This is a genomic window from Bradyrhizobium sp. Ghvi (assembly GCF_900115265.1).
GTDB lineage: Bacteria > Pseudomonadota > Alphaproteobacteria > Rhizobiales > Xanthobacteraceae > Bradyrhizobium.
On record NZ_FOVU01000014.1, the window covers coordinates 74,799 to 89,342 of the forward strand.

Annotated in this window: 10 protein-coding genes; 3 read left to right on the plus strand and 7 right to left on the minus strand. The window is 57.4% G+C overall.

The window, feature by feature from the left end:
* Window positions 1–441 precede the first annotated feature (441 nt).
* The gene (locus tag BM374_RS33105; protein WP_244552780.1) at window positions 442–1,905 is read right to left on the minus strand and encodes a carbohydrate porin; all 1,464 of its coding nucleotides are present in this window, start codon (window positions 1,903–1,905) and stop codon (window positions 442–444) included.
* Window positions 1,906–2,332: 427 nt separating this feature from the next.
* Here BM374_RS33105 and BM374_RS38960 point away from each other — a divergent pair, with 427 nt between their 5' ends.
* Both BM374_RS38960 and BM374_RS33115 read left to right on the plus strand, forming a co-directional pair.
* A complete protein-coding gene (locus BM374_RS38960) occupies window positions 2,333–2,515 on the plus strand; it encodes a hypothetical protein (RefSeq protein WP_177248703.1) in 183 nt (60 codons plus the stop codon).
* A 640-nt stretch (window positions 2,516–3,155) separates the two neighbouring features.
* A complete protein-coding gene (locus tag BM374_RS33115) occupies window positions 3,156–3,674 on the plus strand; it encodes a hypothetical protein (protein ID WP_092302502.1) in 519 nt (172 codons plus the stop codon).
* Between the two features lie 278 nt (window positions 3,675–3,952).
* Here BM374_RS33115 and hemN read toward each other — a convergent pair whose 3' ends face one another.
* Complete coding sequence (hemN, locus tag BM374_RS33120) at window positions 3,953–5,287, minus strand: oxygen-independent coproporphyrinogen III oxidase (protein WP_092302504.1); 1,335 nt, start codon at window positions 5,285–5,287, stop codon at window positions 3,953–3,955.
* Between the two features lie 1,089 nt (window positions 5,288–6,376).
* Window positions 6,377–7,093, minus strand: a complete 717-nt coding sequence (locus BM374_RS33125; protein ID WP_092302506.1) for a sulfite exporter TauE/SafE family protein — start codon at window positions 7,091–7,093, stop codon at window positions 6,377–6,379.
* A 1,262-nt stretch (window positions 7,094–8,355) separates the two neighbouring features.
* On the opposite strand from BM374_RS33125, the gene BM374_RS33135 reads away from it, so the two are divergent.
* The gene (locus tag BM374_RS33135; RefSeq protein ID WP_092302566.1) at window positions 8,356–9,081 is read left to right on the plus strand and encodes a helix-turn-helix transcriptional regulator; all 726 of its coding nucleotides are present in this window, start codon (window positions 8,356–8,358) and stop codon (window positions 9,079–9,081) included.
* 354 nt (window positions 9,082–9,435) lie between these two features.
* On the opposite strand, the gene BM374_RS33140 is transcribed toward BM374_RS33135, so the two are convergent.
* From BM374_RS33140 to BM374_RS33155, 4 genes are all read right to left on the minus strand, one after another.
* Window positions 9,436–10,161 carry an outer membrane protein gene (locus tag BM374_RS33140; protein ID WP_092302510.1) on the minus strand — a complete coding sequence of 242 codons (726 nt, stop codon included), beginning with the start codon at window positions 10,159–10,161 and terminating at the stop codon, window positions 9,436–9,438.
* Window positions 10,162–11,022: 861 nt separating this feature from the next.
* The gene (locus BM374_RS33145; protein WP_092302512.1) at window positions 11,023–11,250 is read right to left on the minus strand and encodes a hypothetical protein; all 228 of its coding nucleotides are present in this window, start codon (window positions 11,248–11,250) and stop codon (window positions 11,023–11,025) included.
* Window positions 11,251–11,926: 676 nt separating this feature from the next.
* Window positions 11,927–12,304: a NolY gene (locus BM374_RS33150; RefSeq protein ID WP_092302514.1), complete on the minus strand. Its 378-nt coding sequence runs from the start codon at window positions 12,302–12,304 to the stop codon at window positions 11,927–11,929.
* Window positions 12,305–14,140: 1,836 nt separating this feature from the next.
* A complete protein-coding gene (locus tag BM374_RS33155) occupies window positions 14,141–14,470 on the minus strand; it encodes a hypothetical protein (protein WP_143270312.1) in 330 nt (109 codons plus the stop codon).
* Window positions 14,471–14,544: the final 74 nt, after the last annotated feature.

Consider the following 14,544-nt stretch of genomic DNA (forward strand, 5'->3'; position numbering starts at 1 on the left):
CGTTCGGGGAGCTCCCGAACGCCATCCCAGTATTTCCGGATGAAGTCGGACAGGGCCGATGTGGGTGCCGCTTGGCGCGCGTGGTGGTCCGCGCGAAACCAAATGACTGGAATCATGATACGCACGAAGGGCGCTTACGCCTGTCTTCATGAGGGCGTCTTTCGGAAGTGAGTATCCAGGTGATTAACCGAGGACTGATGGTCTCTTAGATCAGTCGTTTGCCGACCAAGCTGGTACATTAAAGGGGTCGAAATCTTGCGCGTCCACCCTAACCTCACCGCTGCGAAGATCCACCACCGCAGCGGAGGACATCGGCCATTATTGCGGCATGAACCGTCGCGTCCAGTGTCGAGCTCAGCGGGATGCGGGGCGATATTTCCAAGGAGGTCGCGAAGCCGGTCCCTTGCGTCACGACAAGGTGGGAGCAGAAGGGCGCGATGATCAGAAGAATATCAATGTAGACACTAACAAATTGAGCGCGTGTTCCGTTTGGGGCGTGTGTGTGATGCTTGTCGGGTGATGAATGTATGACAGTCCGACGCTCGCATAAATCCCCGGAGCGAGATGCGCGGTGTATGTTCCCGTGACTGCCGTAGTGTCGCGGTGCGCACGCTGGCCTTTAGCCAGAGCAGCATCCACTGCAAGGTTGCTCCAGGCCGTGTTGGTCGCAACGAGAGCAATCAGATCACTGGGCCGATTGTCAAAAGGTCCCTTCGCATAAAGACGAAGCTCGTAATACCGGCTGATCCTGTTGAGCTCAGGTGGAGCTCCCATGACGGAGAAGCCGCCATAGATGCCGCGAGACGGCGACCCAAGGGCGTCACTCTGCCAGAGCTGCCTGTCCACAGCGATGTAGTGAAAATTATTCCCGCTCTCCCTTTGTTGCTTGGGATCCGCCAAATTCGTGTAGCCGCTACTGTTCAAACCAACGCCCCCGCGCAGCCACGTGTCGGGTACGCCAGGAGCAGCCCTGCTCTTGTAGCCGGCTTCTTCAACGAGAAGGATGCCCGCGTTGGCCGTGCTCCAGTTTGCGCCGGTGGGATTCTCGGTAATGTGGGCATAGGCACCATCCGGACTGATTGAGCGCTGGACCGAGACCTTATTGTACAAGCGATCGTCAAAATTGTACTTCAAGTTGACCGCCGGTGTCGGCGCAGCATTGGTGCTCATCCCGGCCTGGAACAAGGCGGACATGTTCGATCCTGTAGTCCCTCCGAACAATGTGCCGGTGAACTCATTTTGGTTTCTGAGGTAGCCAACTTTGAGTTCTAGCGTCCTGTCGAAGAAGGTCTGGTAGTAGGCAAGCGTGTTGAGTCCCACTCGATCTGGTCCCGGGCGATCCCACGTCGAGTACTGCTGCTCGGCTCCTAAGACAATCTGTCCGTCCGCAATGCCAAACCGACTGAGATCGTAGGTGACGATCATGAAGTTTGCCGACGCGAAGGTCGGATTTTGGCCCATATAGAGCTGGTTTGCGATAGTGCTTCTGGTTGCATTCGGCAGCTGGTTGTTTGCAAAGCTGTTGTGTGTCCAGCCGATGTAGCCGATGCCGACATGTGCCAGCGCCGATCTAACGCCGTCCTTGTCCTGATCAATCGTGTCCGCAGGGCCGGGTATGTTGAGCCACAACCCTTTTTCACGCAGATTGTCGTACCTTGCGAAGGGATCGAACATCTTCTGCGGTCTGGTCTGAGCAGCCCTATCCGCATTGCCGCGCTTCTTGAAACGCACTCCGGGACCTGCTGCTGGCGCCGGGGCAGGAGGGCAGATTGCCTGACGGTTCAGGTCGATCAAGAGCTTTGCGACGCGACCGGAAGTCTTTCCTTTTTTGCTGGCTTGATCGACAGGGTGTTTACCAGGATCAAGTTTGCTCGCGGTTTGTGCCAGTACGGAATCGCCGACCATACAAGCCGCTAGCGAAAGTGCGATAACAAGCCCAGATTTCTTTCCCCTTGATTTGAAATTGAAAGAAAGTCCTCGCGTAGCCGAGCATGTTCGAGGCGAGCTCGTCGCAAGAAGGCAATCACGCATGGCGCAGTTCGGATCCATGTTCGCCGGCCATGAATAAATTGAACTGCGGTCTGACTGGCCCAGAGTGAGCTACCCGCGTTTTCGCGTCCGAGTGCGAGCGGGGATGAGCCACAACTCGATCTATCCGAAGAGATCCACTCAGACTTCCTGAACCTCTCGGCTCGCAGCGCCATGATGATCTGGCCTGAATCTTTGGTTGTGTATGATGCCGGTGCCCGAGAGCCACCGGAGAGCGCTGGCTCGGCAACCGCTCACGAGGAGCGCGCGCGGTTTTGCTGTCCTGGCCACCAAAAGGTTGGGAATGTCCACCCTGCTGAGTGTGAGTCAGGCGAGACTGGCGGTGCCGCGCATCTGCAACGACGGCGGCTTTCTGGACGGAACGGCAGCTACCAGAAAGCAAGGCTCGTGGTGCAAGAGGCGTTCCTTCACGAACCGCTTCATTGATATCGCTGTCAGCGAAACAGGAGACAATCGCCCAGCTTGAAGGTCGAAGAGCCTTTGAATTTTTGCGCGCGGCAACGACACCGCAACATCCAACGTGATGGCGCAGGAGACCGAAGGAGTAAGCCATCGAGCGGCTTTGGCGCCTATCTGCGAGCAGTTGTTGGTTGCCTTCAGCGCGGCAAATCCGGTTTTGCATTCGATTTCTCGACGTTCGCGGCGGGTCGTTGCTCACGCTTGCCACGTGCTCGTCATCTCGAACAACCTGCCGGAGTTGGTAGTTGATCAGGTGCAATGGTTGCTAGTCCAATGCCATTGCGGCTCGGCCGATCAGCCCTAGCGCCTACGTGGCGCATAAGGCGCGGCTCCATCGAACACTTCGAATACACTGCAGGAATGAGGGGCGGTTTGCATTGGTGCCGTAGCAGAGTAACAAGATCTCCAAGGTCCTCCTGAGTTTTAAGAAATGCTGCGCCATTGCTGGCAAGATGAGTACCATTGCTCGCTCGTAGCATCAGGAGAACGCGCGAAAATTGTCGCGTTGCGTTGCTCAAGAAGTAGCGTTCTACAGGAGCAGGGCAGCCGATCGGGAAGCTCGGCATGAATGATAATCATCGATGCAGGAACCTCCTGGAGTGCGTAAGCAATGCAGCCTATCGCTTCGAGATCTTGAGCGAGGGACAATGGACTTGATTGATCAAGCGGCCGCTTCAGACTTGCGGCCGCTCTTGCATGGGCCGTCAAGACGGATTCTCCCGGTTTTGGTGCTCCCGCTTGTCCTCGTCGGCTCGTGTGCGGCTGGCGCCTGGCTTTGGGCTAACCTTGAAGAGTTTGTCGAGACGCCCGAAGCCCAGGGCATCGCTTCAACGATGAGCCTGTCACTGGAGGACAGGGCATCCCTGTTTGAGATAAATTGGGCACAGCAGAAAACTGACGATGAGATCGCGGTACTCAACAGCCGGATCAATGCCATGCGGGATGATCTCAAGGGGATCCTGGATCAGATCACCATGCTGACTTCGCGGATCGATTCGCCGCAGAGCTTAAGAGCGGTTCCTTCTGCTGCTTCCGAGGCTCCTTTGTCGCCAGCCCGGGCTATTTCGAGCGTCGCCAGCAAACGCCTCGGGCGATCCAAATCACGGGGACCTGTTCCCGTCCGAGGCGCGCCAGTGATCGCCGGATCGAAGACAGCCGAGCCTTGAGGTCTAAGATGCTGCGTGGTCAAGTTTCTCCAACCGTGCTCGAGCACGTGGACCGTAGCTTCGCAAAGCTGCCTCGGGCTAAAATAACCGAAGCATGAGGGGCGCCGGCGTCTTCAGCGGCATGTCATGAGGCCGTCACCATTCATCGAGAGCGCTTCGGGGAAGTGGGGCAGAGCCTTTCCGCGTGATCGAGGCGTGGCCCTGAACGGCGGAGCGCGCTGCGCCTTTCCTTATAATCAGTTCCCCTTTTTATCAGCCCTCGCCAATGCGTGGCTGAGTTAATAGGGGGCACGGTCGAGATAAGTGTCGAAGGCGGAAGCAACAGCGCGTATGACAAACCGGTGCTCTTGCTTGACCCGAATGAATCCCTCTTCAATCTCCACTATCCCGTCTTCGGCAAGCATTCGCAGGCGGTCGGCCGAATCGAGAAGAGGCATCGGATCGAATCCGTGAGCTGCACAGATTTCTGGTACGTCGGCCTGCAAATCGCACATCAGACGCTCGATGATTGCGGCGCGGAGGCGATCTTCTGCGGTGAGACAGTAGCCTTTTGAGGTTGCCAAACGGCCAGCCTGAATGTGTTGGTGATAGGAAGCGGTTGCGATCTCGTTCTGGACGTAACCGTCAGGCAGTCGGCCGATGGCTGACGGACCTAAGCCGATCACGGTTCTGCAGGTGTCAGCCGAATAACCCAGGGAGTTGCGGCGCAGCCGACCAGCCTTTTGCGCCAGTGCGAGCTCGTCATTGGGCAGGGCGAAATGGTCGAGCCCGATCTGGCGGTAGCCGGCCGCGACCAGCGTATCTGCAATAGCGGCGGCTTGCTCAACTCGGGCGGCATTATCCGGCAGCGCCGTCTCATCGATCTGGCGCTGACGTTTCATGTAGGAGGGGACGTGAGCATAGCCGAAAACCGCGAGCCGGTCTGGGCGCATGGCCACAGCCGTCCGCGCGGAGTCCACGCAGGACCGCACCGTCTGATGCGGTAGTCCGAAGAGAAGGTCGAAATTGATGCGGCCTATCCCATGCTGGCGAAGACTTTCGACGACGGAAGCCGTCTGCACCTCGCTCTGGACGCGGTTGACTGACCTTTGAACCAAGGGGTCGAAGCTTTGCACGCCGACGCTCGCACGGCTGACCCCCACCGCTTGTAGCGTTTCGACCATCTCGGTCGTGACCCAGCGCGGATCGATTTCTATGGCGATAGTAGCTGATTTGCCGATTGCAAAGCAGTGGTGCAGGAGTTTCATCAAGCCGATAAAATCGCTCGGTGCAATGGTGGTCGGCGTCCCGCCGCCGAAATGCACGTCGCTCACCGGCAGAGCACGCGGCACTTGCTCTGCGACCAAGCCTATCTCGTCCCGCAGTGCTGCCAAGTAATTGCGGACCGGTCTCTCGGCGCGAGTGAGGCTTGTAGGAAAACCGCAATACCAGCAAATAGAGTGACAGAACGGAACGTGGATATAGAGCGAAACGGCCTCGCCGGGCGGCAGCCGCATCAGCCATGTCTCACAAGTCTTGGCACCGACCACCGCGGAGAAATCCGGTACGGTTGGATAGATGGTGTACCAAGGCAGGCGAGCATCGCAATATTTGTTTAGGAGGGAGGTCTGCAACGGTTAACATTCCCATGCTCAAGCGGCATGTAGCTGACCGATGTCCTCTCTTGTGTCTTTGCGTTATGTCAAACCGCCCAGTGGCTTTTTAGATCTGGTCCCGGTTTCGATGTTACTGTCAAAGCGGCTTCGGGGCAGAGCAGGGGTGAGAGCCGCTCGTCGGCGATTATCTGAGACGTTTAAGATATGAATTTCGGCTGACGGGGCTAGATGTGCCCGACGAGCCGGCGCGAGCGATCAATCGCTCATCCGAGGGCGCGTCGATTCGCATTCGCTGACGTTCCGCCGTTTTTCGACGAAAGCAGGGACTGGTCTCACCAGGAGCAGCCGAGCTCGCGCTGGATCTTCACAGCGGTGTTTTGAAACAAAGCCGATTTGGTTGTCACAGAGTTCAATGTGCCTCCCGTCCGCCCGCGTGCCACGGAACATAGTTCGCTGCTCAATGAGAGCACAAGGAGCGCAATAGCTCAACGTGACGCGACGTGCGATTCAAGTCCTTTGGCGCGGCCGGCGAACGAGCTTTGATCCTAGTATCGAACGCATAAGCCTCAATTCCGCCACGCTGGTTGTCTCATTGCCACAAGCATCATCACGGATGTACTGATGATGTTGGGGCGACCCCAGCGCACTTGCAGCCCCCCGGCGAAGTGCGTCGGGGCGCCTTGATTCAGCCGCGTCTCATCGCTGCCTGATGCAGCTCACCAACTCACAACGACTTTGGACGTCGTGCTGATGGCAAGGCCAATCTTGGCCAGATGCATCGGACGATACACTGTCTACACTGGATTCTGCGCGCCAGATCGAGGTCCGCGCAAGCTACGAGGGGAGGTTCGCGTCATCCAGCTGGCGCCCCGCCGACATTGACCCTCCTGCCGAATGGGGTGCGCGAACGGATGTGACTAGGTAAGGGCCACGGGAAGATCCGCCCCATCGTCGCTCGACCCGACAGCTTTTCGTGGTTGCGGTTACGGCTTTCAGAGTTACGGGATGCGCGCGGATCAGACTTAAGCTGCGGCCTCCATCATGTTGCACCTTGAGCTGACCGTGCTGCATCTCCTGCCGATCCCATGAAAGATGGGAGTTGAGACCTCAAGCGAGAACCAACTGGATGCCGGCAACGAGCAGGACCGCCACGAGGATAAATCTGATGCCTGCGGGGTTCAGGCAGTTCACGCTGACTACCGTTCCAGCGACCGCACCCGCCAGCGCGGAGATAGCGTAAAGAGCCAAATCCGGAGAGGGAAATTGGCCGCTGAAAAGAGTTCCGACGAAGCCGACTGTGGAATTGGCGAGAATAAAAGGGGGTGATAATGCGACGGTCTGCTTCGGAGATGCCCAATTCAGTATGATAAGCGTCGGTGCGAGGAACACTCCACCGCCCACGCCTGTCAGGCCGGAAACCAGTCCAAGGGCCGCGCCAAAGCTCACGCTTGCCGCGGGCGGAGTTTCGCAAACACGATCGGCAGCTCGTCCCCGCTGCATGATCATTACTGCGCTCGCCAGAAGAAGAACGAGCCCCGTCAGCGTCTTGTATATGTGGTCCCCGAGCACAATCAGACCACCGGCAAGCGAGGCGGGCATTGACGAAAAGAGAAGCGGGCGCAGGATTGTCCAATCAACGATCCTGTTGCGGTTGAAGAACCATGTAGAATAAGTCGCGACGACAAGGTTGAGACCAAGCGCCGTCGGGCGCATCTCTGCCGATGACATACCCAAAAAAGCCATTAGCGAGAGGAACGCAGTGCCCCCAGCCTGGCCAACGCTCGCATAGAGCATTGAGATGATCGCGAAGAGCAGAGAAGCCATACCTCATCGATCTTGGCGAAGATGTTCGCCTTTTTCCACCGAGCCCATCATGATTGGTGTATCAGGTGCGGTCTAATGTGTTTCTGCTTGGGGAGATCTAAGCGCTTCGCCGGAATCGCTGGCTCAAGGTGCAGGCAGGTCAAGTTCCTCAACAAGTGCCATGTTTGAACCGTCCCATCAATTGCGGACCTTGGGACTTGACTGGGCTGGAATAGGGCTGCGTTTGGGCTTCGAGGGCGGCCGGGGTGAGCAGAATTTCTCGCTGTAGCTCATCTCGCGCCGCGCCCCACAATGTGCTGTCGCCTTTCCTCCGCATGTCATAAATGCTTCGGCGCTCCTACCTCGCAACCAACCCTGCGCGTTCCAATCCCTCTCCGCGACGCTTGATTTTGGTGAATCAACACTTGGTATGACACTTGCTAGTCCAAGCTGGGTCGTCTCCCTGCTGGAGAAGCACATGCAAAGTGTCCTCCGCATCAAGCAGATCTCGCCGACACGAGTATCTCTCGTTGCGCCTTTGACGTGGTCCGTTTCTGCACGTTCGGTACGTTTGCGCCAGGCCTGCCGGACGGATTCGATGAGACGTCGCACAATGGTGCGAGGAGTATGGCTTCTGCGCCGGCTGTTGCGTGTTGCTCATCGATCGCGTCCGCGACGCCGGCGCAAGGCGCAGGATCGGCGAGGATGCTCGTTGAATCGCGCGCCGCCAAGCTTAGCAGTATCGCGCAGATCAGAGCCCGGAACTCGTCGTGCTCGGCCCCGAGACAGACGAAAGCGTCGTTTGGAAGCGACTGCGTTTTCTCGTCATACAAGCTCAACCGAGCCAAGCCTCGAGCCGCTGGAGCTGTCCGGTTCTTGTCGCCAGGTCAGGCCAGGACCGGCGGAACTTCTATCGGCGCCGGCATCATCAAAGGTGACACCGTCGGGTTCGTATCGTTGGCACGGTCCTTCAACACGGATAACGGGCTATGATCTATGATTTGGCCGGTGTCTATCGGCGAACTGGGCCGACCACTTCCGCTCAGCCTGGCAGGCGAGGATGATGGCCCCTCGAGTATTTGATCGTATCTTGCCGGCGCATTCGGCGGCAGGGCGACGAATTCGGCGGATGGCGCCTGGTACGGCGCGAGCGCTCAGATGCTCAGATTGCACGAATAACTAAAACTCGAGTTCAGCTCATGGACTGGAATTTGGCTCCGCCTGAAACAAGCGCAATCGAACACCGCGACGGGGAGCTCGATCGTCGTACTGAAGCGCCGATCATGGACCTCTTTAGCTTCACCGAATGCGCGAACCAGACTCATTCACTCAGAGCGCTATTCGAGCTTCTTGTAGGCTGTGCCACCAGGGAAGGCTTCACTGAAGTCGCATATGGCGCTCTCAACTTCGAACCACTTCAGCTGGCGGAGTATCCACCTCCTACTGTGGCTGTGAAGTGGCCGCCAGACTGGTGCGACCGATACTTCAAGCGCAAGTACCATACGATCGATCCAGTGGTCCGGCGGACGCCGACGCTTTTGCGGCCGTTCTTGTGGGACCAACTTGGCGACCTCTACCATCTTCAACCGGACGAAAGACGCGTGCTCGACGAGGCGAGAGAGGCGGGCCTTAAGCACGGCATGAGCGTGCCGTTGTTTGGTCCGTTGGGGCGGATATCTGTGGTGTCTTTTGCATCCGCGTTTGACGATGCTGATCCTCAGAACCACATCGGTCATCTCAACGCGCTAGCCTGTCTCTTTCACAGCGCTTATAGCGAGATCGCTCGTCCGTGCAATGATGATGGGTGCGAGAGAAAAGTGCCATTATCAAAGCGAGAGATCAGTTGCATGCGGTGGGTGAAGGAGGGGAAATCGTCATGGGAAATCGGAAAGATCCTAGAAATCAGCGAGAACACAGTCAATTTTCATGTCAAGAATGCGATGCGGAAGCTAGGTGCGACCAGCCGAATTCAAGCGGTCGCTATTGCTATTCGCCTCAATATTCTTTGAGTTTAGCAACTGGCGGGCCCCTGCCAAATCGTTGGCTTCCAGCTTCTTCCCTGTTGAGCGTGGCGCCTTCGTCGAAGTCGCAGATACGACGCTGCTTAAAGCGAGGCCTGCTACTTCGAGCTGCGCGACGTTGTGAGACTTCATGAGAACCACAAATTGCCGGATCGACTGACCTGCTCCCCCCGTGTGCTGGGTGCATCTCGGCCACACACCATCCAGACGGTGGCTCCGTCGCTCAGACGAGCTCGCACCTGGTGCTTCGGAACTGGGATCGGGGTTGGCAGGGAGAGGAGCAGCTCAAGAAAGAACCCCGACCGGGCCGGGGTTCCGATTCACGCGACCGCGTTGAGGTCTCTATTTGGCAAAGGGAGAGCCGAACTTGTAATTGAGCCGTGCCGTGATGAGATCGACGTCTTGGTGGGCGCGATCCGTGCCAAGGGCGGCTGGGAAGCTTACGTTGCTGCGCTGCATGAACAAGTGGTTGTACTCGACGCCAGCTGACCAGGTCGGCGTGAGGCTGACTTCGGCACCGGCGCCCAGCACGCCACCCCAACGGACATCATTGCTGTTGGCAAGCTCGGCGCCAGTAGCCACCGAGTTGACGTGATAGGTATTGCTGGTCACCGCAGCACCACCCTTGCCGTACAGTAGCACGGCATTGAACGCGTAACCGATGTGGCCAGTGAGTAGGCCGAATGCATCTGTCTTGGTGCCAATGGTGTCCGCCGGAAAGGCGATGCTGACATTGGAGCCGCTGAAGTCGGCCCAGTTGCCCTGACCTTCGATGCCGTAAACCATGTTGAAGATGTGCCAACGATAGCCAATCTGGCCGCCAATGGTCCCGCCAGTCGAATTATGGCAGCCTTCGGGAGTGACGCCATTGAAATCCCAGCAATTGTGGCTCGTTCCCCAACCGCCATTGACACCGACATAATAGCCGCCCCAGTCGACAATCGGGGCTGCGAGCGGCGGCGGCGGCGCCTTGACCGCGAGGGGCTGCCCGGCCAAGTCCGCGGCGAACGCGGGAGCGGCCGCACTGAGTGCGCCGATGCTTGCGGTCAGAATCAGAAAAGTCTTCATTTGAGTTCGTTCCTTTCGATGCCCCCGGCGCTCTGCGTTTAACGATATGACCGCGAATTGCTGTATCTGCCGCACAACATGCCTTGGAAAGAAATGGATCTAATCGCACGCTGCGTCAGATTGTGGATCGCGCAACTTGCCATGCACTGCCTCGACCCAAATGCTGGGCCTGACAGTGGTCCCTTCGCGCAGATGCGTCTTCAAACACGATCCGTTCGTGATGGGCCTAGGATGGACGCAATGCCGCGAGCTGTTTGGCTCTCACTGTCGCTGACTAGCGGCAGATTGAGGCCGCGCCAGCATGTCCCGTGCATGCTATTTGCAGAGTTCGGCAAGTGAAGATCGCTGATCGAGGATCCGCCTCAGGCCTCAAGCTCATTCTTCCGGCAGGACGGTCGTGCCACCGCTTGCAATCGCGAGCGATGCGGCGATGATCGATCACAGGCCTGGATCGCTTTGGCTCAGGAGCTAGCACAGGTGTGGCACGATGTTCCTCAAGCTCAACCTCGATCGCCGGATTTCAAAGAGCCGATACTGCTCTGCTTGACGAGGCGCTTGCTCAAAGTTGCGCAGCTCGTGCCAGCTCAGGAGAGAAAAAGGTATCGTTTTCCTGGCGCTGGGCAATATTGACCCGGCTGACCGTCTTGTCGCCGACTTGCACCGGATCCACATGACTGGTCTAGGTCACCGGAAGAGCTGCATAGCCGACAGTCGCCGCGAACGTGCTCGTCTTCAGCGGGGCTGAACATGAGTGGAGGAAGGTCTGCTCCACCACGCTCTGCCCCAGTGGTCTTTCCGTCGCATAACGTCCCCAGCAGCCTTAGCGAGCCAAGCTCATGTGGCAGTAGAGGTTCAAGCGCCTTATTGCTCGGCCGGTCGCGCCAGTTCAGCCCGCAAGTTGCGTATCGCCTCGTTTGCCAGATTCAAAGTATTGCGTTCGCCCCTCTTTATCGAAGACTCAAGGAAAGTGCATAACCGGCTATGGAGGATCGTCTTGCGATTATGCGCCAGCAACGGGTCCTTCTCAACAAAGCGCCAGGCCTTATCAAATGCGACGCTCACGATAGCATCTTGCATCTGCTGATTCATCTCAACACTCCACGCCGTCCTGATACAAGGAAGTACCTAGGCAAAAGATTACCCGGCGTCTGTGGCTTGTCCCAGCAAGTAAGACATCACAGCCGCAGTACGCTCGGACATCGAGTTGCTCCCGATGCTTCAATGAATTTATCGAGCTTCATTGAAGTTCCGATGACCCGGAATGTCGTGTTGCCAAGCGCATTCGAATAATTCTGAAGCGGTCGAAACCAGCTCGCCTTCGCGCGGCTTCATTGCGGAAGTGCTCTTGTTCTGTCGCTATCAGTGAATAATTGAGGCTGTTCTTCCTGCAGTCGAAGGATCGGACCATCCCATCACGGCTAAAAGCCGAACATGAATGACAATGGATCACGGTCGCTGTTCGTAGCAAGATGCGTTTATGGGAAACGTGTGGCGTTTTCCGGCCGTTACTTGTTTGCTTTCTGACATGTGTCCACAGGTCGTCGTCCTTTGCTCGCCTTGCACGGCCTACTGCGCTCCATGCCGGCTCCAGCTTTCGAACATCGTGGCGGACAGTTGTGACATGGAAAGTCGGCGGAACCGGCGCGCTTACGAGAAGGTGAGCCAACAAACGCCAAGTCGTCGATCCCTGGTGCGAACGGCTGTAGCAGTCAGCCCAGCGACAACGCGATACGCGCGCCATCGGCAGAAGAAGCCAAATTAAATCTCAGTCCGCCGCTGCACGTGACAGAATAAGCTTCGCGAGCTTCAATTGGTTGGCGGGAGTTCGGAGGACTGCGGGTAATGCCGCCACGGCCTGATCGAAAAGGCGTCCCAAAATCTGAAGGTCTTCTGGGTAGTAAACGCCACGATCTCGCGACAGTCGCCTCGTGTGCTGGCCGCCACCGCCGCCCGCGGTTCTCGTCTCGCCGAACTGGCCGAGCTCCAGTTCCGCCGTAATCATTTGGTTTGTCAGGGCGTTTAGCAGCCGGATCGCTTCGAGCTCATTGCCTTCTTCGCGTATGAGGGCGGCCACGATGTCGAGTTGGAGCTCGATGCGATCCTCGAGGTCCTCTGAGCGTGAATTGGAAGGGTCAAGTTCCACGGTGTTTGCTCCAAAGTAGTGAAATGCAGGAAGCAGGCTGGGTAATGGTTGTGTCGTGCCTTCCCGTTCGAAAGATGGCAGACGTGGCGATACAACGAATGGCTGCTGCAGAAGGCAAGGTGTGCACGCACGCTCCCCCAAGGAAGAGGATGGCAGGCATGTGCCGCGAAGGACCGCAAAGGCGATCGATTAGAGAGCGCTGCGAAGCGTCATTTGATTCGAACGTCGATCCGGGCCAGCGCATCGGACAATGGCAGTGACTCCAGCCAGCAGCGACACCGTTGATGACAGTAGGATAAGAGGTGTGGCCCGAACTGCAGCGCGATTGCGCGTCTCCTGACATAGGGATCCAAACATGACTGGAGCACTCGCCAGGCAGAGTGCCATAAAAAGCGCTTGGCGCTGGTCGAAACTGTTGCTGAAGGCGCGTTGTCAATCGATCCAGACCGGTCTCCTCATCTTGCCAGAAAATTACGGCCCAGCCCATGCCAGGCGACCTGGAAATAAGATCCGCTACATACGTTTGCGGTTTCTCGCTGCATTCGTCGACAGGCGACGCCTGGCCCGGTGAGAGTGTGGATTGGCTCCTGGAAGGTGGGCGCGCTAAGAGACGAGACCGGCAGTTCGCGCACGTCCGTCCGTCGTTCCGCTGGTGATGTGAGGATTGCTGAGAAGGCATAACCGGAGCTGGATATGCTCGAAGAGCGCCGGCGCTTAGGATGCCATAGGGTGACGCCAGTCTGTTCGAAATGGGTGTGGAAGCTGCCCGCCGACGAAGACCGAGAACGCGAGCAGAGTGAGAACCCACGATCACACGACTTACGCGGGTGGGCAGAAAGATCGCAAGGCCGGTCTCATGACAGAGATCGACATCAGTGCCTCGTCCTGTCTGGAGGACCTGTGGGGTGCATCTACCGTCGTCAGGTAGCTGACCGCACTTTGTTTGAAAAGCACGACAGCGTCGGATTCTCGGCGCTGCCCGCGAGGTCAGGGCAAAAAGTCCAGCCCGCACCGGCGTAGAGGGCAGTTCGCCCCTCCGAATTCTATGCAGCACACGCATTTACCTTCGCCAAACAGTATGCGTGCGAGTCGATCTTCTTGCAGGGCCTTAGTATGATTGCAAAAGCTGACGCGCCAACGTGATAAATTACAGGCCAGGCGTTGCGATTAGCCATCCGACCGCGTTTGCGCCGGAGCGTCGATTCGAAACATTGATGGTTGTCGTTGGCAATGCAGCCACGAGAACCTTGAGTCGCCTTGCGACCATGCTGAAAGCAAAATGGGCTCATTGCTCACACGACATTCGTGAAATGTGCTTTCCGGAAACGGCGATCGACTTATGGGTATTTGGCTGAAATTGGTAAAATCGAAAGTGTTGATGGAATGCATCCAGCTCGTGGATTGCGCACGTGCGTAATCTCGTCCCCTGCATCGAAGCGGGTTAATTAGTTTTTCCCCGCCGTCTTCGTGCGGTGAGTTTATGGCCCTTTTAGGCGGGCCTGCTGATTCGTTGATGACCGGCCATCATTGAGAAGACAGAAAGGCCGCAGCAGCTAGGTTGGCGAATATCTCTAAATTGGACGCCAGATGTCACTCAGCGCCCGGAAGAACGCCTCGACCCCCATAAGGCGCAGAGAGGCCATGGAGTCTCGGTCGGCGACTATCCGCCAGCTCCGGCCTCCCGTAGATGCAGGATGAGCCTGAGCAACAGTGGGCCTTCATTGAAAAGTCCCAGATCGAGCGGACGAAGAGCGTTTGGTTGCGGATGAGTTGATAAACGTGCTTCGCAAACACTCCCTAAGCCAAAGCCCGCCTCCAAATAGAACCTCCAGGCGTTCAGATATCGCCGATTTTCTCCATCATAATGTGTACCGGACGACCCTCAACAATGAGCGTCTGTGGCTTCCCATCTGAGAAGTTGGCAGGCCAATCGAGCGTCAGGCTCCATCTGCTGTCTGCCGGTATTTGAGCGCCGGTCACGAGCGTTCCGCCGGTTGGCGCATATAGGTTGACAGTCCCCTTTATGCGGCCGCCTTGCTCGATATAGGTGCCACTATAGCGAAGGTTTCCAGCGCCGACCCCGACGATCTTGCCGTTGCCGACATAGACGGTGCCGCCGCCAGTTCCCCCCATGCCGACCAAGCTCATTGCGTAAAGCGCGCTCACAACGAAGATTCCCTACGAACGCGGGGTATCATGTGTCCGAGTAAGAGGAAGCGCAGTCAGAAACGTCGACGGCT

Coding starts and splice junctions, on each gene's coding strand:
- BM374_RS33145 (WP_092302512.1), bottom strand. CDS start 11,250: ATGAATCAGCAGATGCAAGATGCTATCGTGAGCGTCGCATTTGATAAG.
- BM374_RS33105 (WP_244552780.1), bottom strand. CDS start 1,905: ATGGTCGGCGATTCCGTACTGGCACAAACCGCGAGCAAACTTGATCCT.
- BM374_RS33115 (WP_092302502.1), top strand. CDS start 3,156: ATGGACTTGATTGATCAAGCGGCCGCTTCAGACTTGCGGCCGCTCTTG.
- BM374_RS38960 (WP_177248703.1), top strand. CDS start 2,333: ATGTCCACCCTGCTGAGTGTGAGTCAGGCGAGACTGGCGGTGCCGCGC.
- BM374_RS33140 (WP_092302510.1), bottom strand. CDS start 10,161: ATGAAGACTTTTCTGATTCTGACCGCAAGCATCGGCGCACTCAGTGCG.
- BM374_RS33135 (WP_092302566.1), top strand. CDS start 8,356: ATGGACCTCTTTAGCTTCACCGAATGCGCGAACCAGACTCATTCACTC.
- BM374_RS33125 (WP_092302506.1), bottom strand. CDS start 7,093: ATGGCTTCTCTGCTCTTCGCGATCATCTCAATGCTCTATGCGAGCGTT.